This is a genomic window from Pseudomonas neustonica (assembly GCF_003797945.1).
Taxonomy (GTDB): Bacteria; Pseudomonadota; Gammaproteobacteria; order Pseudomonadales; family Pseudomonadaceae; genus Halopseudomonas; species Halopseudomonas neustonica.
Genome location: NZ_RKKU01000025.1, coordinates 36,958 through 51,874, shown reverse-complemented (window position 1 = coordinate 51,874; position 14,917 = coordinate 36,958). Strand labels below are relative to the sequence as shown.

General features: G+C 55.7%; 13 protein-coding genes. 6 read left to right on the top strand and 7 right to left on the bottom strand.

Going from position 1 to position 14,917, the window contains the following annotated elements; genetic code table 11:
* Positions 1 to 37 precede the first annotated feature (37 nt).
* Positions 38 to 2,560: a TonB-dependent receptor gene (locus tag EF096_RS16240; RefSeq protein ID WP_123890845.1), complete on the top strand. Its 2,523-nt coding sequence runs from the start codon at positions 38 to 40 to the stop codon at positions 2,558 to 2,560.
* A gap of 78 nt (positions 2,561 to 2,638) precedes the next feature.
* Here the strand turns inward: EF096_RS16240 and EF096_RS16235 are convergent, their stop codons facing one another.
* The 3 genes from EF096_RS16235 to EF096_RS16225 all read right to left on the bottom strand — a co-directional run bounded on the left by EF096_RS16235 (position 2,639) and on the right by EF096_RS16225 (position 6,198).
* Entirely contained in the window at positions 2,639 to 3,526 is an 888-nt protein-coding gene (locus tag EF096_RS16235) for an SDR family NAD(P)-dependent oxidoreductase (RefSeq protein ID WP_123890844.1), read from the bottom strand.
* Between the two features lie 150 nt (positions 3,527 to 3,676).
* Positions 3,677 to 4,783, bottom strand: a complete 1,107-nt coding sequence (locus EF096_RS16230; RefSeq protein ID WP_123890843.1) for a DUF2855 family protein — start codon at positions 4,781 to 4,783, stop codon at positions 3,677 to 3,679.
* A 17-nt stretch (positions 4,784 to 4,800) separates the two neighbouring features.
* Entirely contained in the window at positions 4,801 to 6,198 is a 1,398-nt protein-coding gene (locus EF096_RS16225; protein ID WP_123890842.1) for an NAD(P)-binding protein, read from the bottom strand.
* 107 nt (positions 6,199 to 6,305) lie between these two features.
* Between EF096_RS16225 and EF096_RS16220 the strand changes: the two genes are divergently transcribed.
* The gene (locus EF096_RS16220; RefSeq protein WP_123890841.1) at positions 6,306 to 6,905 is read left to right on the top strand and encodes a TetR/AcrR family transcriptional regulator; all 600 of its coding nucleotides are present in this window, start codon (positions 6,306 to 6,308) and stop codon (positions 6,903 to 6,905) included.
* A gap of 247 nt (positions 6,906 to 7,152) precedes the next feature.
* Here the strand turns inward: EF096_RS16220 and EF096_RS16215 are convergent, their stop codons facing one another.
* On the bottom strand, positions 7,153 to 7,452 hold the full coding sequence (locus EF096_RS16215) for a hypothetical protein (protein WP_123890840.1): 300 nt from the start codon (positions 7,450 to 7,452) through the stop codon (positions 7,153 to 7,155).
* A 334-nt stretch (positions 7,453 to 7,786) separates the two neighbouring features.
* Between EF096_RS16215 and EF096_RS16210 the strand changes: the two genes are divergently transcribed.
* The 4 genes from EF096_RS16210 (at position 7,787) to EF096_RS16195 (ending at position 12,323) form a co-directional block, all read left to right on the top strand.
* Entirely contained in the window at positions 7,787 to 8,758 is a 972-nt protein-coding gene (locus EF096_RS16210) for an NAD(P)H-dependent flavin oxidoreductase (RefSeq protein WP_123890839.1), read from the top strand.
* 53 nt (positions 8,759 to 8,811) lie between these two features.
* Positions 8,812 to 9,288 carry a winged helix-turn-helix transcriptional regulator gene (locus EF096_RS16205; RefSeq protein WP_123890838.1) on the top strand — a complete coding sequence of 159 codons (477 nt, stop codon included), beginning with the start codon at positions 8,812 to 8,814 and terminating at the stop codon, positions 9,286 to 9,288.
* A gap of 305 nt (positions 9,289 to 9,593) precedes the next feature.
* Positions 9,594 to 10,928, top strand: coding sequence for a tetratricopeptide repeat protein (locus tag EF096_RS16200; RefSeq protein WP_158611304.1), 1,335 nt, complete (start codon positions 9,594 to 9,596; stop codon positions 10,926 to 10,928).
* A 171-nt stretch (positions 10,929 to 11,099) separates the two neighbouring features.
* A complete protein-coding gene (locus tag EF096_RS16195) occupies positions 11,100 to 12,323 on the top strand; it encodes a 3-hydroxyacyl-CoA dehydrogenase (protein WP_123890836.1) in 1,224 nt (407 codons plus the stop codon).
* Positions 12,324 to 12,402: 79 nt separating this feature from the next.
* Here EF096_RS16195 and EF096_RS16190 read toward each other — a convergent pair whose 3' ends face one another.
* The 3 genes from EF096_RS16190 to purM are packed head-to-tail and all read right to left on the bottom strand — an operon-like array spanning position 12,403 to position 14,897.
* Entirely contained in the window at positions 12,403 to 13,158 is a 756-nt protein-coding gene (locus EF096_RS16190; RefSeq protein WP_123890835.1) for a DUF3108 domain-containing protein, read from the bottom strand.
* Between the two features lie 10 nt (positions 13,159 to 13,168).
* On the bottom strand, positions 13,169 to 13,828 hold the full coding sequence (purN, locus tag EF096_RS16185; RefSeq protein ID WP_123890834.1) for a phosphoribosylglycinamide formyltransferase: 660 nt from the start codon (positions 13,826 to 13,828) through the stop codon (positions 13,169 to 13,171).
* A gap of 4 nt (positions 13,829 to 13,832) precedes the next feature.
* Positions 13,833 to 14,897: a phosphoribosylformylglycinamidine cyclo-ligase gene (gene purM / locus EF096_RS16180; RefSeq protein ID WP_123890833.1), complete on the bottom strand. Its 1,065-nt coding sequence runs from the start codon at positions 14,895 to 14,897 to the stop codon at positions 13,833 to 13,835.
* Positions 14,898 to 14,917: the final 20 nt, after the last annotated feature.

The window sequence follows — 14,917 nt, the reverse complement described above, 5'->3', positions numbered from 1 at the left end:
CTGGGTGTCACCCCCGGAGTACGCACAGGAGAGCGCAATGAGTACCCGCAATACCCGCCTTGGTTTTACCCGCCTAAGTTTGCTCAGTTTGCTCATCAGCAGCAGTCTGCACGCTGCTCCCATCAGTGTGCAGTTACCCGCACAATCGCTCTCCGCGTCCTTATCTGCATTGGCGCAACAGGGTCAGATCCAGATTCTGTTTGACGAGAGCCAGACGCGCCATGTGGCTGCGCCGCCTGTGAGCGGTAACTACGAGGCGGTTGATGTACTGCAGTTGTTGTTGCAGGGATCAGGTTTTGAACTGGTACCTGCCGCAGGCAGTTTTGTTATTCGCCCACGGCCAGCCGCCGCGAGCGCGCCAGACAATGGCATCACGCTACAGGCGTTGACGGTGGTAGGCGATGGAATCTCGGTCAACTCCACGAACGTCGGACGCTCTACCCTTGGGCGTCGTGAGATCGAGCGTCAGCAGGCCGGTAACGTTCCGGAGTTATTGCAAACACTGCCGGGCGTCAGCATGACCGGGTCGGTCAAACCCGGCGGTCAGCGGGTCAATATCTGGGGCTTGGGGGACGCTGAAGATGTGCCCTTTACGCTGGATGGCGCGAATAAAAGCGGCTTTGAGCGTTATCAACAAGGCACCATTTTCATCGAACCAGAGTTGATCAAAAGCGTTGAGGTGGAGAAGGGGCCCTATTCGGCGCTCACCGGTAATGGTGGCTTTGGCGGTACCGTGCATATGGAAACCCGCGACGCCACCGATATGCTCAAGCCGGGGCGTAATACGGGTGCTTTCGTAAAATACGGGTATCAGAGTAACGACCACCAGCAAATCTATACGGGCTCGGTGTTTGGCCGTACCGAAGATGGCATGTTTGATGGTTTGTATTACCAGAGCCATCGCGATGGGGACGACATCAAGCTCGCTGGCCACATTGATCTTGATGAGGGGTACCGCTATCCAAAGCGCTACCCCAGTACTGCACAGAATCAGGATTCGATGCTGGTCAAAGGTAATTTTCACCCGACACTGGAGCATAGTTTCGGGCTGAGCTACAGCCGCAGCGAGAGCAACTTGCGTACGCCGTTTGCGGCAACCAGCTTCGTAGTGCCAAGCCTCTACTCCATCAAAAAGTACGGAAGCCTTGAGGCTGCGCTTAATCGCCTGACGTCTAACCGTGAGCTGGTTGATACCACTTGGGTCGGCAAGTATCAGTACCAGCCTGTGGATAATCCACTGCTTGATCTTGAGCTGACCTATTCCTACTCCAGTACCGATCAGACGGATACCCGTGACGATGATGCCTATTTCGGTCTCACCTCAGGGGGTAAGTATATGAACACCGAATATACCGACCGGATGTTCGAGGCGCGCAACATCAGTTTGTTTGATACCGGAATGCTGGCGCATGAGCTGACTGCAGGTGCCCAGTGGCGTGAGCATTCGCGGGAAGTGCTGATGCATTACCCTGATTATGATGACAAGCCGGAGTATAACTTCGGGTGGTTCCAGCCTTATTTTATGCCTGCCGGCGAGCAAGAGGTGCGCAGCCTTTATTTGCAGGACGCGATCACGCTGGGGGACGTAACTGTTACCCCGTCGTTGCGCTACGATCACGTGCGTAACCAGGGTAAGCAGAATCTCGCGAGCCGATATAACAATCCCGAAATGGGGCATGATTATCGTTCCGTTACCTATGCTGGCTGGTCGCCTCGCTTGTCCGTTTTCTGGCGGGTCAATCAGCAGCTTGGTGTGTTTGTTGACTACGCAAGTACTTGGCGGGCGCCGGTATTGGATGAGCAGTATGAGGTGCAGAGCTCCTCGACCTGGGGCTCAACCAGCCGTGGTCTGGATGCAGAACGTATTCGCGGCGTGCGTGCTGGTGCCGTGGTTAGCCTGCCTGACCTGATTGTCGCCGATGATAACTTGCAGCTGCGCGCTACTTTGTATCGTCACAAGATTAGTGATGAGATCTTTAAACTCCGATCTATTGCTTGTGAGAACCAGGCGCAGAATGGAGGCAGTGTGAGTGATAGTTGTGCCGACTATCTGCCGCTGTCCAATTATCGCAACCTGGATGGCGCGACAATTCGCGGTGCGGAGCTGGAGAGCTACTATGATAGCCGTCGAATGTTTGCCAGCCTTTCCTATGCTTGGACCGAGGGCAAGCATGAAGGGGCTTACAGCAACCCCTGGGGCCCCAACGTTTGGGCTCGGGATATTCCGCCGGTCAAATGGGTTGCCATGCTGGGGCTGAAAGTTCCGGAAATCGACTTGCAACTGGGCTGGCAGGGTGAGTTTGTGCGCAAGACGGATCGACTTTCTTCCGACAGCTATTACGTTAGCGCCGAACGCACCTGGAATACTTATGCAAACGAAAGCTACGATGTGCACCGTCTGTTCGCTGACTGGTCACCCAAGAGCGGCTCCTTGGCCGACCTCAGCGTAAAACTCACCGTGGATAATGTGCTGAATAGCTTCCACTACGCTGCGCTGTCTGGTGATAGCGCCCCGTCACAGGGACGTAATGCCAAGGTGAGTTTGAGCTACAGCTTCTGATAGCAGCATCTGCCGAGCACCGCCGCCAGAGCGGTACTCGGCCAGGCTGATTGGAAGTCTGGCGACGCCAAGTGCGAGTTAGCCGAAGCTGATGATTTCTTGGTCGGCCACATCGGCCAGTAGGGGGCTGGCGGCGGCACGCTCAAAGGCAGCATCAATGGCCTTGGCGCGTGCCTGGGTGGTTGGGCGGTAGTTGGGATGAGTGAATATGTACAGCTCTTTTGCCTTGAGTGCTTCCACTACCCGCTCGCCAACGATCTCGACCGGCAGACCGTTATCAATGATCTTCTGCATGTGTGCTGCCATGGCAGCCTGTTGTGGTGTGATCTCTTTTTTGGCTTTGCCGGTTTTATAGTCGCTTTGTTTATTGCGCATAGACAGGTTGATACGCGTTTTAACAAAAGCGGGGCAGAGCACAGAGACCTGAATGTTGTGTTGTTGCAGCTCGGCGTACCAGCTTTCCGACATGCCGACGACCGCGACCTTACTGGCAGTATAGGCGCCACCGTAGGGCACGCCGCCCATCCCGGCCATGGAAGCGACGTTTAGCAGCCAGCCGCCTTCACCATGCTGCTTGATGTGCGGCACCATGACCTGAGTGCCGTTGATGACCCCCATCAGGTTGACGTCCATTACCCAGCGCCATTCGTTGTTGTCGGTCTGCTCGATGCTGCCGGTACCACCGCCGACCCCCGCGTTGTTGACCAGCATGTGAATTTTGCCAAAGCGCTCGATGGCCTGATCGGCCAGTGCCTGCCACTGTTCAAGTTTGGTCACATCCATTTGCGCGGTGAGTACCTCAACACCGGCTTGCTGTAGCTCTGCTTCGGCGAGCTTTAACTGCTCGCTGTCGATGTCGCCCAGCACGACGTTCATGCCTTGTTTGCCCATGGCCATTGCAATGCTCAGGCCGATACCTTCGGCGCCGCCACTGATGACGATGGTCTTGCCTGCAAACTCGCTCATGTTCTGCTCCTTGTTATTTAGCTGCCATTGACTGCGCGCAGGTTTGATTCGTGCGGCTATCGGCGGTGAATAGCTGGCAATTTGCGCCTATGCTGCAGTATGGGTACAGGACTATCTGCATCCATTATTTTGCGGCATAAGCGCATGGGCTTATTGCGCGGTAGCCAGTTTGATGACCACACCTTCATCTGCCGCTATGCGGCCTTGGCAAACGTCGGGGTAAACCGCAGCCAGACCCGCCAGACCCTGTAGCTCTTTCACCTTCAGCCATTCACGGCTCCAGGTCGCCGCTTCATGCAGGAAGCGCTGGCTGCGCTCGGCAAACCCTTGTGGGCCCCAGTCTTTCATGCGTTGCTGAATATGCGCTGGCGCAAAGAAAAATTCGCGGCGATCTGCGGCTATATCCGAGTTTGCCTTGGTTTCATCCCAATGGGTCAGGCCGACATTGATGCAGTAGTTCAGGTTGTCTCCTAAATGCTGGCTTAGCGCATTCAACAGCGCACTGTTGCCGGACATATCGACGATCACGCTGGGCAAATCCGGGTTGATGCTGCTCAGTTGATCGTAATCCACCACGCTGCCATAAATGCCGAGACGCTCGACCAACGCCATATTGCGCGCTGAGGTCAGTGCGACGGTGGCGGGGGCTTCGTCGTCCTGGTAAAGCGCATAGCCCAGGCCGATGCTGGTCTTGCTGGAGGCGCTGATAATGATGACCTGCTGTGCTCCACGCCAGGCTTTGTCCTTGAGTGCATCCCAGAGGCAGAACGAGGTTATGTGCAGCGGCCACAGCAGCATGCGTTCGGCTTCGGCACTGACGTCGTAGTGCGGTTCGTGCAGCACGCGACTGTAGCTGTTGTAGCCCGGCGGCAACTTGCTGCGGTGCGCTATGCCATCGACCAGACGCTGGTCTGAGATGTGGGTGGGCTGCATGATTACCTGGGTTGCCGGTGGGAAATAGCCGAACAGTCGCTCACCCACGGGCACCTGATCACAACGGGACTCAATTACGTTGGCAAAGCCCCAAACCGGGATGACGCCCCAGCCCTCGGTTTGTTGGCCGGCTGGCGGAAAGAACTGCCAGTAACCCAGTTGATCGCCTGCGGCAGCATAAGTGATGTTATTGGCGGTGAAGGAAAAACTGTCGACGGCTAGGCGAATCTCGCCGTCCGCCAGCGTCTCAAGTTGTTCTTGCGGGCTCAGTGTTACTAGCCGCTGCGTCATGAAGTTGTTTTTTTGCACCTGAAATTGCTGCATGGCTTAGTCCCTTTCGGTTAGTTGATGTCGGCAAGAAAGCGCTGAATTTTCATCATGGCTGGCGCTGAATTGTTGCGCATGCGGGTAAGGATCGCCTGTTTTTTTGCATCGTCCTTGCTGGCGCTGCGCACCAGCTTGCCCATTCCATCCAGCCGATTTGCCAGCAGCCAGTCGCGCAGTTCCGGTACCTGTGACCATTGGTACTGATTCATCATCAGTGCGGCCATCATGCGAATCCAGTCGGTATCGTGATTGGGCAGCGGCACGACAGAACAAATACGATTTTTCTCTGCCTCATCGTTATAACAGGCTTCTACATGGGCTATGAAAGCAGCGCTGAAAACGGGCTGATAGGAACGTACAGTCTGCGGGGTGATCAGGTTGCCCTGAAAGACTTTCTTGATCGCCAGGTTGGTAATGGCGCTGGCCGAGCAGTCAATGTATAGATTGTTTGTTGAGGTGGGAATACTGCCTTGTTCGAGTACGATTTGATCTGTTTGCAGGTGGGTCACGCGGCCCTTGCGCACCACGTTCTTGATGCGGCGCAGTTGCTGTAGTTCGAGCTGGCTGATGGTGGCGCCGTGAAACATCTTGGGTTTTACGGTTTGATCAATCCGCAGTAGCACACCCGCTTGTTCCAGCCGGTTGAACAAGTCATCGACCGAGTCGGCTTGGGCGATGGCCTCAAACTGAGCAGCAACCGCGCCAATGCTGCTATGGAAAAACTCCTCAGTCGATTGGGTATTGCGGCGATCGAGCAGCCAGGCATCACGCGAGACTATCCAGCATATACGATCAGGGTCTACCTGATTCTCCAGCAGCCACAGGCAGGCATCGATACCGGTTTTTCCGCCGCCGATTACCACGTAATTATCAGCGGGTTGCTTGACCTTGGGCAGGTCGTTGAGTGGCATAAAGGCCACGCCGGCGTCAATTTTGAAGCTGGGAGTATGGTTGGCGGGTACGCTGGTTTTCAGATAAGTGGCGTCGACCGTCTTGCGCGTATTGGCATGAAAGCGCTTCCCGGTCAGGCTTTGCTCGAATAGGCCGTCACCAAGGTAGTGGCACATCGGGAAATATTGCACGCGGCCGGTGGGCAGAAACTGGTGGCGCATGACCTCATCAAAGTAAGCGAGCACTTCGGTACCTGAGGCCAGATCGCCTAGTCCTTTATTTAGCCCTACTTCATCCTTGCGGCCTTTGCTCAACTCGCGGGAGCTGACGCCATAAAACGCGGATGGTTGGTGCAGGGTGACAAAAGGATAGGCCAGATTCCAATGGCCACCGGGGCGTTGGTGCTGATCGACGATGATGATACTGGCATCGGACTCGGTCAGCAGCGTGTCGGCGAAGGCCATACCCACTGCGCCGCTGCCGACTATCAGGTAATCCGCTTCTAGTTGTTGTTCGCTCACGGTTTTACTCCTGCTCCCGTCTTCGGGATAAAATAAATTTTGCTATAACAGTGTTATGCCTGGTCGATAGTATAACGGCGTTATGTAAAGTCAAGTACAATCGCCGGATGAATGATTCGAAACGTAAAATTCTCGACGCCGCCTCGGCGTTATTTCTCGCGGGTGGGACTGCTGCGCTCAGCGTGCGCGCAATTGCGGCGCATGCCGGGGTTTCTACTATCGGCATTTACAGCCACTTTCAGGGTAAGCAGGGGATTCTGGATGCGCTGTACATCGAAGGTTTCAGCGCGGTAATAGAAGCCTTGGCTGTTGATGAACTGGCAGACTCTGCGCGCGAGCGCGTGTTGTTGGCTTCGCGCCGTTATCTGGATACCGCTGAAGCATACGAGCCACATTACGGGCTGATCTTCGGCAAGCTGGATGACAGTTATCAGCCCTGTGAGGAAGCCCGCATAGTGGCCGCTGCAGGCTTTGCGCGCTTGACTGATCTGGTGGGCGATCTGCTCGCCGCAGATGCCAGCGTCGAGTCAAAATCTGACGTCGCGCTGCAGGTCTGGGCCTTGATTCATGGTTTTGTTGGTCTGAAGAATCATGCCGTGGCGGAGCTGGTCGATATGCGTTGCTGGAAGGAGCGTGCGATGGAGGCTGTGGAGATGCTGGTCGACGGCATCATTAGCCGCCGCGTGCAGAGTGGTTCCAAGGCTTAACCCCGCTTCGCCATTATGTGCTCAGGCTCGACCGGGATAGGGCCGTTTACGCGCGGCTGCTGGAAATGAAAGACCTGGTTCGCGTCATCGTTAAGACCATTGGATAACGCTTGGGCCTGGTCTGCTTCTGGATAACGCAATGGCTCTATGAAGTCGATGCCTGCCTGGCCGGTATGTGATTAGGCAGAATTCAGGCAATAAAAACCCCGCCTGCCATCAGAGGCAGGCGGGGTATCGACCGCCAGATTTACTGTGCGGTTGCGCCGCCACCGTTGACGCCGTCAGGACCGTCTACCGTTGAATCAGCGTGCTTGTTGGCGTTGCCAACATTGTCAGTGCCAACTGAACCAGCTTCTACTTCATCACCGGCGTCGCGTTGGGTTGGAAGGTGTTCGGAGGTTTTGTCTTCACCTTGCTGACCTGTGTTGACTGCGCTCTCATGGGTATCCATGTGCTCATCGCCGTGGTTGTCGGCGGAGGCGGGCAAAGCGCCCAGCATGGCTACAGAGAACAGGGCAGTGCTTAACAGTTTCATATGCGTGTTCATATACAATCTCCTTGTAAGGTGCACTGTAATAGAGCAACAGAGCCGCGTGAGAGTTCACCAAAAATTCATTGGGTGTTCACTTTGCGTGCGCTTTGCTTGATGTAGTGATAGGTCATGTGGCAGTTGCTCAAGTGGCCGAAAGCCTCTGCGAAAGGGTGCTTGCAGGTGTCGTAGTTATACCTTTTGGGCCGATCTATGCCCTGTAATCAAGCACAAAAAAAATTCAGGCTTGCATTTGTCATAGGTAGAAATTAGCTTCTGTATCCGAAGTTAGTTTTGGCTCGGCAGATGTCGTGCTCCCTTTTTATTTTCATTCGATAGAGGCAGGACCACAGTGAAAAATCGCATAACAGAACTCTTTGGTATTCAGCACCCGATCATTCAAGGTGGTATGCACTTTGTCGGTTTTGCCGAGCTGGCGGCTGCTGTGTCCAACGCCGGTGGCTTGGGCACCATTACCGGTCTAACCCAACGCACGGCAGCGGACCTGGCTAATGAAATCGCCAAGTGCCGCGATATGACCGACAAGCCTATCGCGGTCAACCTGACCTTTCTGCCGACGGTTAACTCGCCTGATTATCCTGGCTACATTGAAGCCATCATCAAGGGCGGAGTAAAGATTGTTGAAACAGCAGGTCGTAGCCCGCAGGAATATATGCCAGCGCTGAAAGACGCGGGTATCAAGGTTATCCATAAATGTACTTCAGTAAGGCATGCACTCAAGGCCCAGTCGATTGGTTGCGATGCAGTCTCGGTTGATGGCTTTGAATGTGGCGGTCACCCCGGTGAAGACGATATTCCCAACATGATTCTGTTGCCGCGTGCGGCAGATGAGCTGGAGATTCCGTTTGTCGCGTCTGGTGGGATGGCGGATGGCCGCTCATTGGTTGCCGCCATGGCGCTTGGCGCCGAAGGCATGAACATGGGCACGCGTTTCATCGCCACCCAGGAAGCGCCAGTACATGAGAATGTTAAGCAGGCGATTGTTGCTGCTTCCGAGCTGGACACGCGTCTGGTTATGCGCCCGCTGCGCAACACCGAGCGCGTACTGAACAACGCCGCAGTTGAGCGCATCCTCGAGAAGGAAGCGCGCCTGGGTAAGGACCTGAAGTTCACCGACATCATCGACGAAGTGGCCGGCGTTTATCCCAAGATCATGAAAGACGGTGATATGGAACTGGGCGCCTGGTCTTGCGGTATGGTCGCGGGTTTGATTCACGATGTACCGACCTGCCAGCAGTTGATCGACAGCATCATGGCTCAGGCTGAGCAGATTATTCGAGCGCGCCTGAGCGGCATGCTGTAAATACGTTTTGGTATCCCCGGCGCTAGCCGGGGAATACCTTGTTGGAGATCTGCATGTCCCGAACACCGCTTAATCATATGGACTGCAGCGTCGCACAGACGCTGGATATCGTCGGCGAGTGGTGGTCCCTTCTTATTCTGCGCAATGCCTTTCATGGCATGCGTACCTTTGATGCCTTTCAAAAACAGCTGGATATTTCCAGTAGTGTGCTCAGTGCCCGGCTGAAAAAACTGACCGAGGCTGGGGTGTTGAAAAAAGTACCCTGCCGTGATGACAAGCGCTCCTTTGAATACCGTTTGACCGATGCGGGGATGGATCTTTACCCAGTGTTGATTGGCTTGATGCAATGGGGAGAAAAATGGCGCCCCAATACGATTGGACAGCGCATCTTGCTGCTGGAGAAAGCGACCGGGCAGCCAGTGCATGGCGCCGAAGTCCTGTCTGCTGATGGGCGACCGCTCAAGGCTTGGGAAGTGCAGCCAGTCGCCGGTCCCGGCGCTGACGAGCATGTGCATGAGTTGATTGGCTAAGATGCTGTCACGCTTCGGCGCTGCTGCTCTCCCTGCTGTGTCATGCAACCTGGATGCAGGGATTATTAGGCTCCAGGCGCCGCCCTAGACGGATCGCCGTGATTGTTGCTTCGACCGACCCATTGACTTCCAGAACGCTGCCAGTTGCGCATGCTGCATGACTGCTGAGCCTCACCAAGGCGCGTGGTCAGCGCCTCCAGAGTGACTGCTTGCGTCCCAAAACAGGTCCGGCTGCGTTATTATTCCCGGGCGACAGCGAGGAACTCGCTTACTGTTACTGAATTCGCCATATGGATTTGCCTTATATGAATATAAAACACCTTACTAGTGCAGCCCTGTTGAGCTTTGCGCTGATTGCTCCATTGCACGCCGCAGAGCATGCCAAGAACCCGTCCAGTGGTGCGTCTGTCGCGCTGTTGGTACCCAAGGCTGAAGCAGGTAACGCGGGTGCGCAACGTGAGCTGGCTGATCATTTCTACGATGGCGACGGCGTGTTGCAGTCCTATGAGAAAGCCGCGCAGTGGTATGCCAAAGCGGCGGAGCAGGGCGATGCTGTGGCGCAATTTGCACTGGGCTATATGTATGACGAAGGCCAAGGCGTCACCCTTGATGACGCTCGAGCCATAGAGCTTTATACCCAGGCTGCGGAACAGAACCACGCAGGTGCGCAGTACAACCTGGCCCTGATGTATGACGTGGGTGAAGGTGTGCCAGTCGATGATTTGAAAGCGATTGACTGGTACTGGCGTGCCGCTGAGCAGGGGCATGCCGATGCCCAGTTCAATCTCGCGCTGATGTATGACGAGGGCGAGGGTGTACCGGTCAATGATCAGAAGGCAATAGAGTGGTATCGCAAAGCAGCCGAACAGGGCCATGCCGACGCTCAGTTCAATCTGGCACTGATGTATGACATGGGCGAGGGCGTTCCAGTCGATGACCGTGAAGCTGTGCGCTGGTACACCGCAGCAGCGGAGCAGGGCGATGCCACCGCGCAGTACAACCTGGCGTTGATGTATGACGAAGGCGAAGGTGTGCCGGTAAATGATCAACTGGCAGTGCAGTGGTACCGACGTTCAGCTGAGCAGGGCGATATGGACGCTCAATACAACCTGGCCCTGATGTACGACGAAGGCGAGGGTGTCGAGATAGACGACGCCGAAGCTCTCAACTGGTATGCGTTCGCGGCGAATCAGGGGCACGCCTCGGCGCAGTACAACCTGGCGATCATGTATGACGAAGGTGAAGGCACTGAGGAAGACAACGCAGCAGCGATCAAATGGTACAGCGCGTCGGCAGAACAGGGTAACAGGGACGCACAGTACAACCTGGCTGTCATGTACGACGAGGGTGAGGGCATGCCAGAGGATAATCAGGCGGCAATTAAATGGTATACAGCCGCCGCCCAGCAGGGCGAGCCCAGTGCCATGTTCAATCTGGGTATCATGTATATGAATGGTGAAGGTATGCGCAGGAACCAGCGCATGGCCTATCTACTGTTTTCCTTGTGTGCGGCTCAGGGGCTGCCGGATGCGCGTGAAGCACGCGATTTGATGGGTGAAAAGTTGAGTAAGGATGAATTGACGACTGCTCAGCGTGCGGCCGTTGAGTGGCAGCTGGATACTGCATTCCCTGCGCTGTGAGCCTCGTTACTATCAGGGATCTTTATTCACTCTGTGAATGATGCGTATCAGCGTATAGGGTTTTTAATTGAGCGATATTTTGCGTAATGTATCGCTCCACGGAAAGTAGGTCCACAATTCACATTGGTTGGACCGCTGTGCGGTCATTCATTTCATTTGGAGGTAGCTGCGATGGCTTCTTTTGAGGGTATCAAGCGAGTTGGCGTTATCGGCGCGGGCACTATGGGCCGCGGTATCGTAATGAACTTCGTCAATGCGGGTTATCCCGTGACCTGGCTCGACGTTAACGCGGAGATGCTGGAAAAGGGTCTGGTTGATATCGCCAGTGTCTACAAGCGCTCGGTTGCTCAAGAGCGTTTTGATGACGCCGAAGCGCAAGCGCGGATCGCTCGCATCACTACCACTCAGGCGTACGCGGATCTGGCTGAAATGGATCTGGTGGTTGAGGCCGTGTATGAAAACATGGATCTGAAGAAGAAGATCTTCGCCGAGCTGGACAGCGCGGTGCAGGCTTCTGCCATTCTGGCGACCAATACTTCCTATCTGGATATCGACGAGATTGCTTCTGCGACCAAGCGTCCTACTCAGGTTCTGGGTCTACACTTCTTCAGCCCTGCACACATCATGAAGCTGCTGGAAGTGGTTCGCGGCAAGGCCACAGCGCAGGACGTCATGGACGCTTGTCTGGCGGTCGGCACCAAGATTGGCAAAGAGGCCGTACTGGCGGGCAACTGCCACGGCTTCATTGGCAACCGCATGCTGGAAAAATACTCACGCCAGTCACGCGAAGTAGTGCTGGAAGGTTCTACTCCATGGGAAGTTGACCAGGCGCTGCAGGGCTTTGGCATGGCCATGGGGCCTTACCGCATGTATGACGTCGTCGGTGTTGATTTGGGCTGGCGCTCACGTCAGTTGGCAGGCCTGGGCCGCGGCGAACCTATCGTATGGCTGGACAATAAGCTGTGCGAGATGGAGCGTTTTGGTCAGAAGAGTGGTCACGGTTTCTATAAGTACGAGCAAGGCAGCCGTCAGGCTATCCACGATCCAGAAACCGATATGATGGCGCGCGAAGTAGCCGAAGAAGCTGGTTATACCGCTCGCGATGTTTCCGCTGATGAGATCGTCAATCGTTGTATTCTGGCGCTGGTCAACGAAGGTGCGCGCATCCTCGACGAAGGCTACGCAGAGTCTGCCGAAGACATCGATCGCGTATACCGCTTTGGTTATGGCTTCCCGGCCGAGCGCGGTGGTCCGATGGCTTACGCTGACAGCCTGGGTCTGGACAAGGTGCTGGCCGAGATTCGCGCGCTGGAAGCTGAGCGTGGCGAGTTCTGGAAGCCTGCTGCTGGTCTGGTCAAGCTGGCCGAAGCGGGTGGTCGCTTTACCAAGGCCTGATTGTCAGCCTGAAAAAAACCGCATCGAGCCTGGCTTGATGCGGTTTTTTTATGTCTGCAGTTACGCTCAGCTAGGTCAGTCAGTCAGTTCTAACGGGCGTTCCGACCACATTCTGCCCGTCTACCGTGGCCTCCTTCAGCATGATCTGATAATGCTGGCCATCGGTTTCTATCTGGCTAAGGCGTACTAGCAGGTAGTTCCAGTCCTTGGCGAACCATAGGGTGGTTTCGCGTTTGGCATCAGGCTCGCGGACGCGCTCGACCTCAACCGCGTCAAACTGGCCGACGCGTGTGGTGACGCGATCGTCGCCGACAACCCGAAAGTAATAATCCTCAACTTCATCGCCATCCACCACGCGGTAATGCATGTCCTGCTTACCCGCCATCAGATCTTGCTGCAGAGCCAACTGATAGGTGGTTTTGTCGAGCAGGTTAGGCTCAGTGGGTAGCTCGAAGGCTTCTTCTTTATAAGTGCCGCTGACCAAGCCATTGTTCCAGTCAAAGCGCTGGCTGATTTCCTTGCCGCTGCCAAGGCCTTTGCGCTCGTAGTGATAGCTCAGCGGTTGGATGACATCATTCTCTTGGCGCAGGGTGCTCTGTTCTATCAGCTTGGCGACAAACATGCTGGCGGTGAATGACAGATTCCAGGTCCCGTCGGCATTGGCTTCAAGGCTGTGTAGTGCTTCGCCATTGACGGGGATGCGCTTCATATCAGCAGCGTAACTGGCGCTGAAGGGAACCAGTGCTGCTGCACTGGCAAAGCTGGTGCTCAAGGTCAGCGCTAGGCCGAGGATTGAGCGGGTGAGGCGGCGTGAAAAAGCAGGGCTCTGATGCATCAGTGTCGTCTCATATGCCGGATTCGAGGTCTTCCAGTCTTAGTCCACTGGCTGTTATTGGGCTGCCGTCAAGGCAGGCCCGGTCTTCATCAAGGTGCAGACGGCCGGCGGCATACCAGCGGGTTACCAATGGGAATAGGCGATATTCCAACTGCTGAACCTGAGCTGCAAGGCTGCTGGCGTCATCGTCTGAGGCGATCTTGATACGACCCTGAAGTATCAGTGGGCCGCCATCGAGTTCCTCGGTGACGAAGTGCACAGTAGCACCATGTTCGGCGTCACCTTCATCCAATGCGCGCTGGTGAGTCTGCAAACCTTTGTGCTTGGGCAACAGAGATGGATGAATGTTCAATAAGCGTCCGCGAAAATGTCTGACGAACTGCGCGGTGAGAATACGCATGAAGCCGGCAAGTAACACAAGGTCGGGTTCGAAGGCGTCTATTTCATGCTGCAAGGCATGGTCAAAGCCTTCGCGATCGCTGAAGTCACGGTGATTCAGCACGCGGGTTGCGATTCCAGCTGCCGCAGCGCGCTGCAGGCCGTAGGCATCGACCTTGTTGGCTACGACACCGACGATGCTGGCCAGCGCAGGTTGCTCGGCCAGGTCGTCGATCAAGGCTTGCAGATTGGTACCCGATCCGGAGATCAATACCACGATACGACAGCTCACCGGATCAGTTACCGCGCTGCAGTATGACGGCCTCGCCGCCCTCTTTGCCGTCTTCAATGCGACCAATGATCCAGGGCTCTTCACCTGCGTTGCGCAGCACCGTCAGCGCTTCTTCAGCAGCCTCGGCCGCCACACAGATGACCATGCCTACGCCGCAGTTAAGTACACGGTGCATTTCGGTTTCATCAACATTACCCTGTTGCTGCAGCCAGTCGAATACCGCTGGACGCTGCCAGCTGGTGAGGTCAATGGTAGCGCGGCTGTTGGCCGGCAGTACGCGAGGGATATTCTCCAGCAAGCCGCCACCAGTGATGTGAGCCATTGCCTTGACGCTACCGGTTTGCTTGATCAGCTGTAGCAGTGCTTTTACGTAAATACGCGTAGGCGCCATCAGCAGCTCGCTCAATGGCTTGCCGTCGAGGTTGGTGCTGTGGATGTCGATGCCGGCAACTTCGATGATCTTGCGGATCAGTGAGTAACCGTTGGAGTGCGGACCGGAAGAGGGCAGCGCGATCAGGGTATCGCCAGCGGCTACTTTGCTGCCGTCGATGATTTCGGACTTCTCGACTACGCCAACACAAAAGCCAGCCAGATCGTAATCTTCACCTTCATACATGCCGGGCATCTCGGCGGTTTCACCGCCCACCAGAGCACAGCCAGCCAGCTCGCAGCCTGCGCCAATGCCGGTGACTACCTGGGCCGCGATGTCGATGTTCAGTTTGCCGGTGGCGTAATAGTCGAGAAAAAACAGTGGCTCGGCGCCACAGACGATCAGATCGTTTACACACATGGCGACCAGATCGATACCGATGCTGTCGTGAATGCCCAGATCCATTGCCACGCGCAACTTGGTACCCACACCGTCGGTGCCCGACACCAGAACCGGCTTTTTGTAGCCTTCGGGGATTTCACAAAGAGCACCGAAGCCGCCGAGGCCACCCATGACTTCGGGGCGAGCAGTTCGCTTGGCAACATGTTTGATGCGATCAACCAGGGCGTTGCCCGCGGCGATATCGACGCCGGCATCTTTGTAGCTGATAGAGGGTTTGGACGGCGTCTGGCTGCTCATGGCGTGGTCTCAAGCTGTGC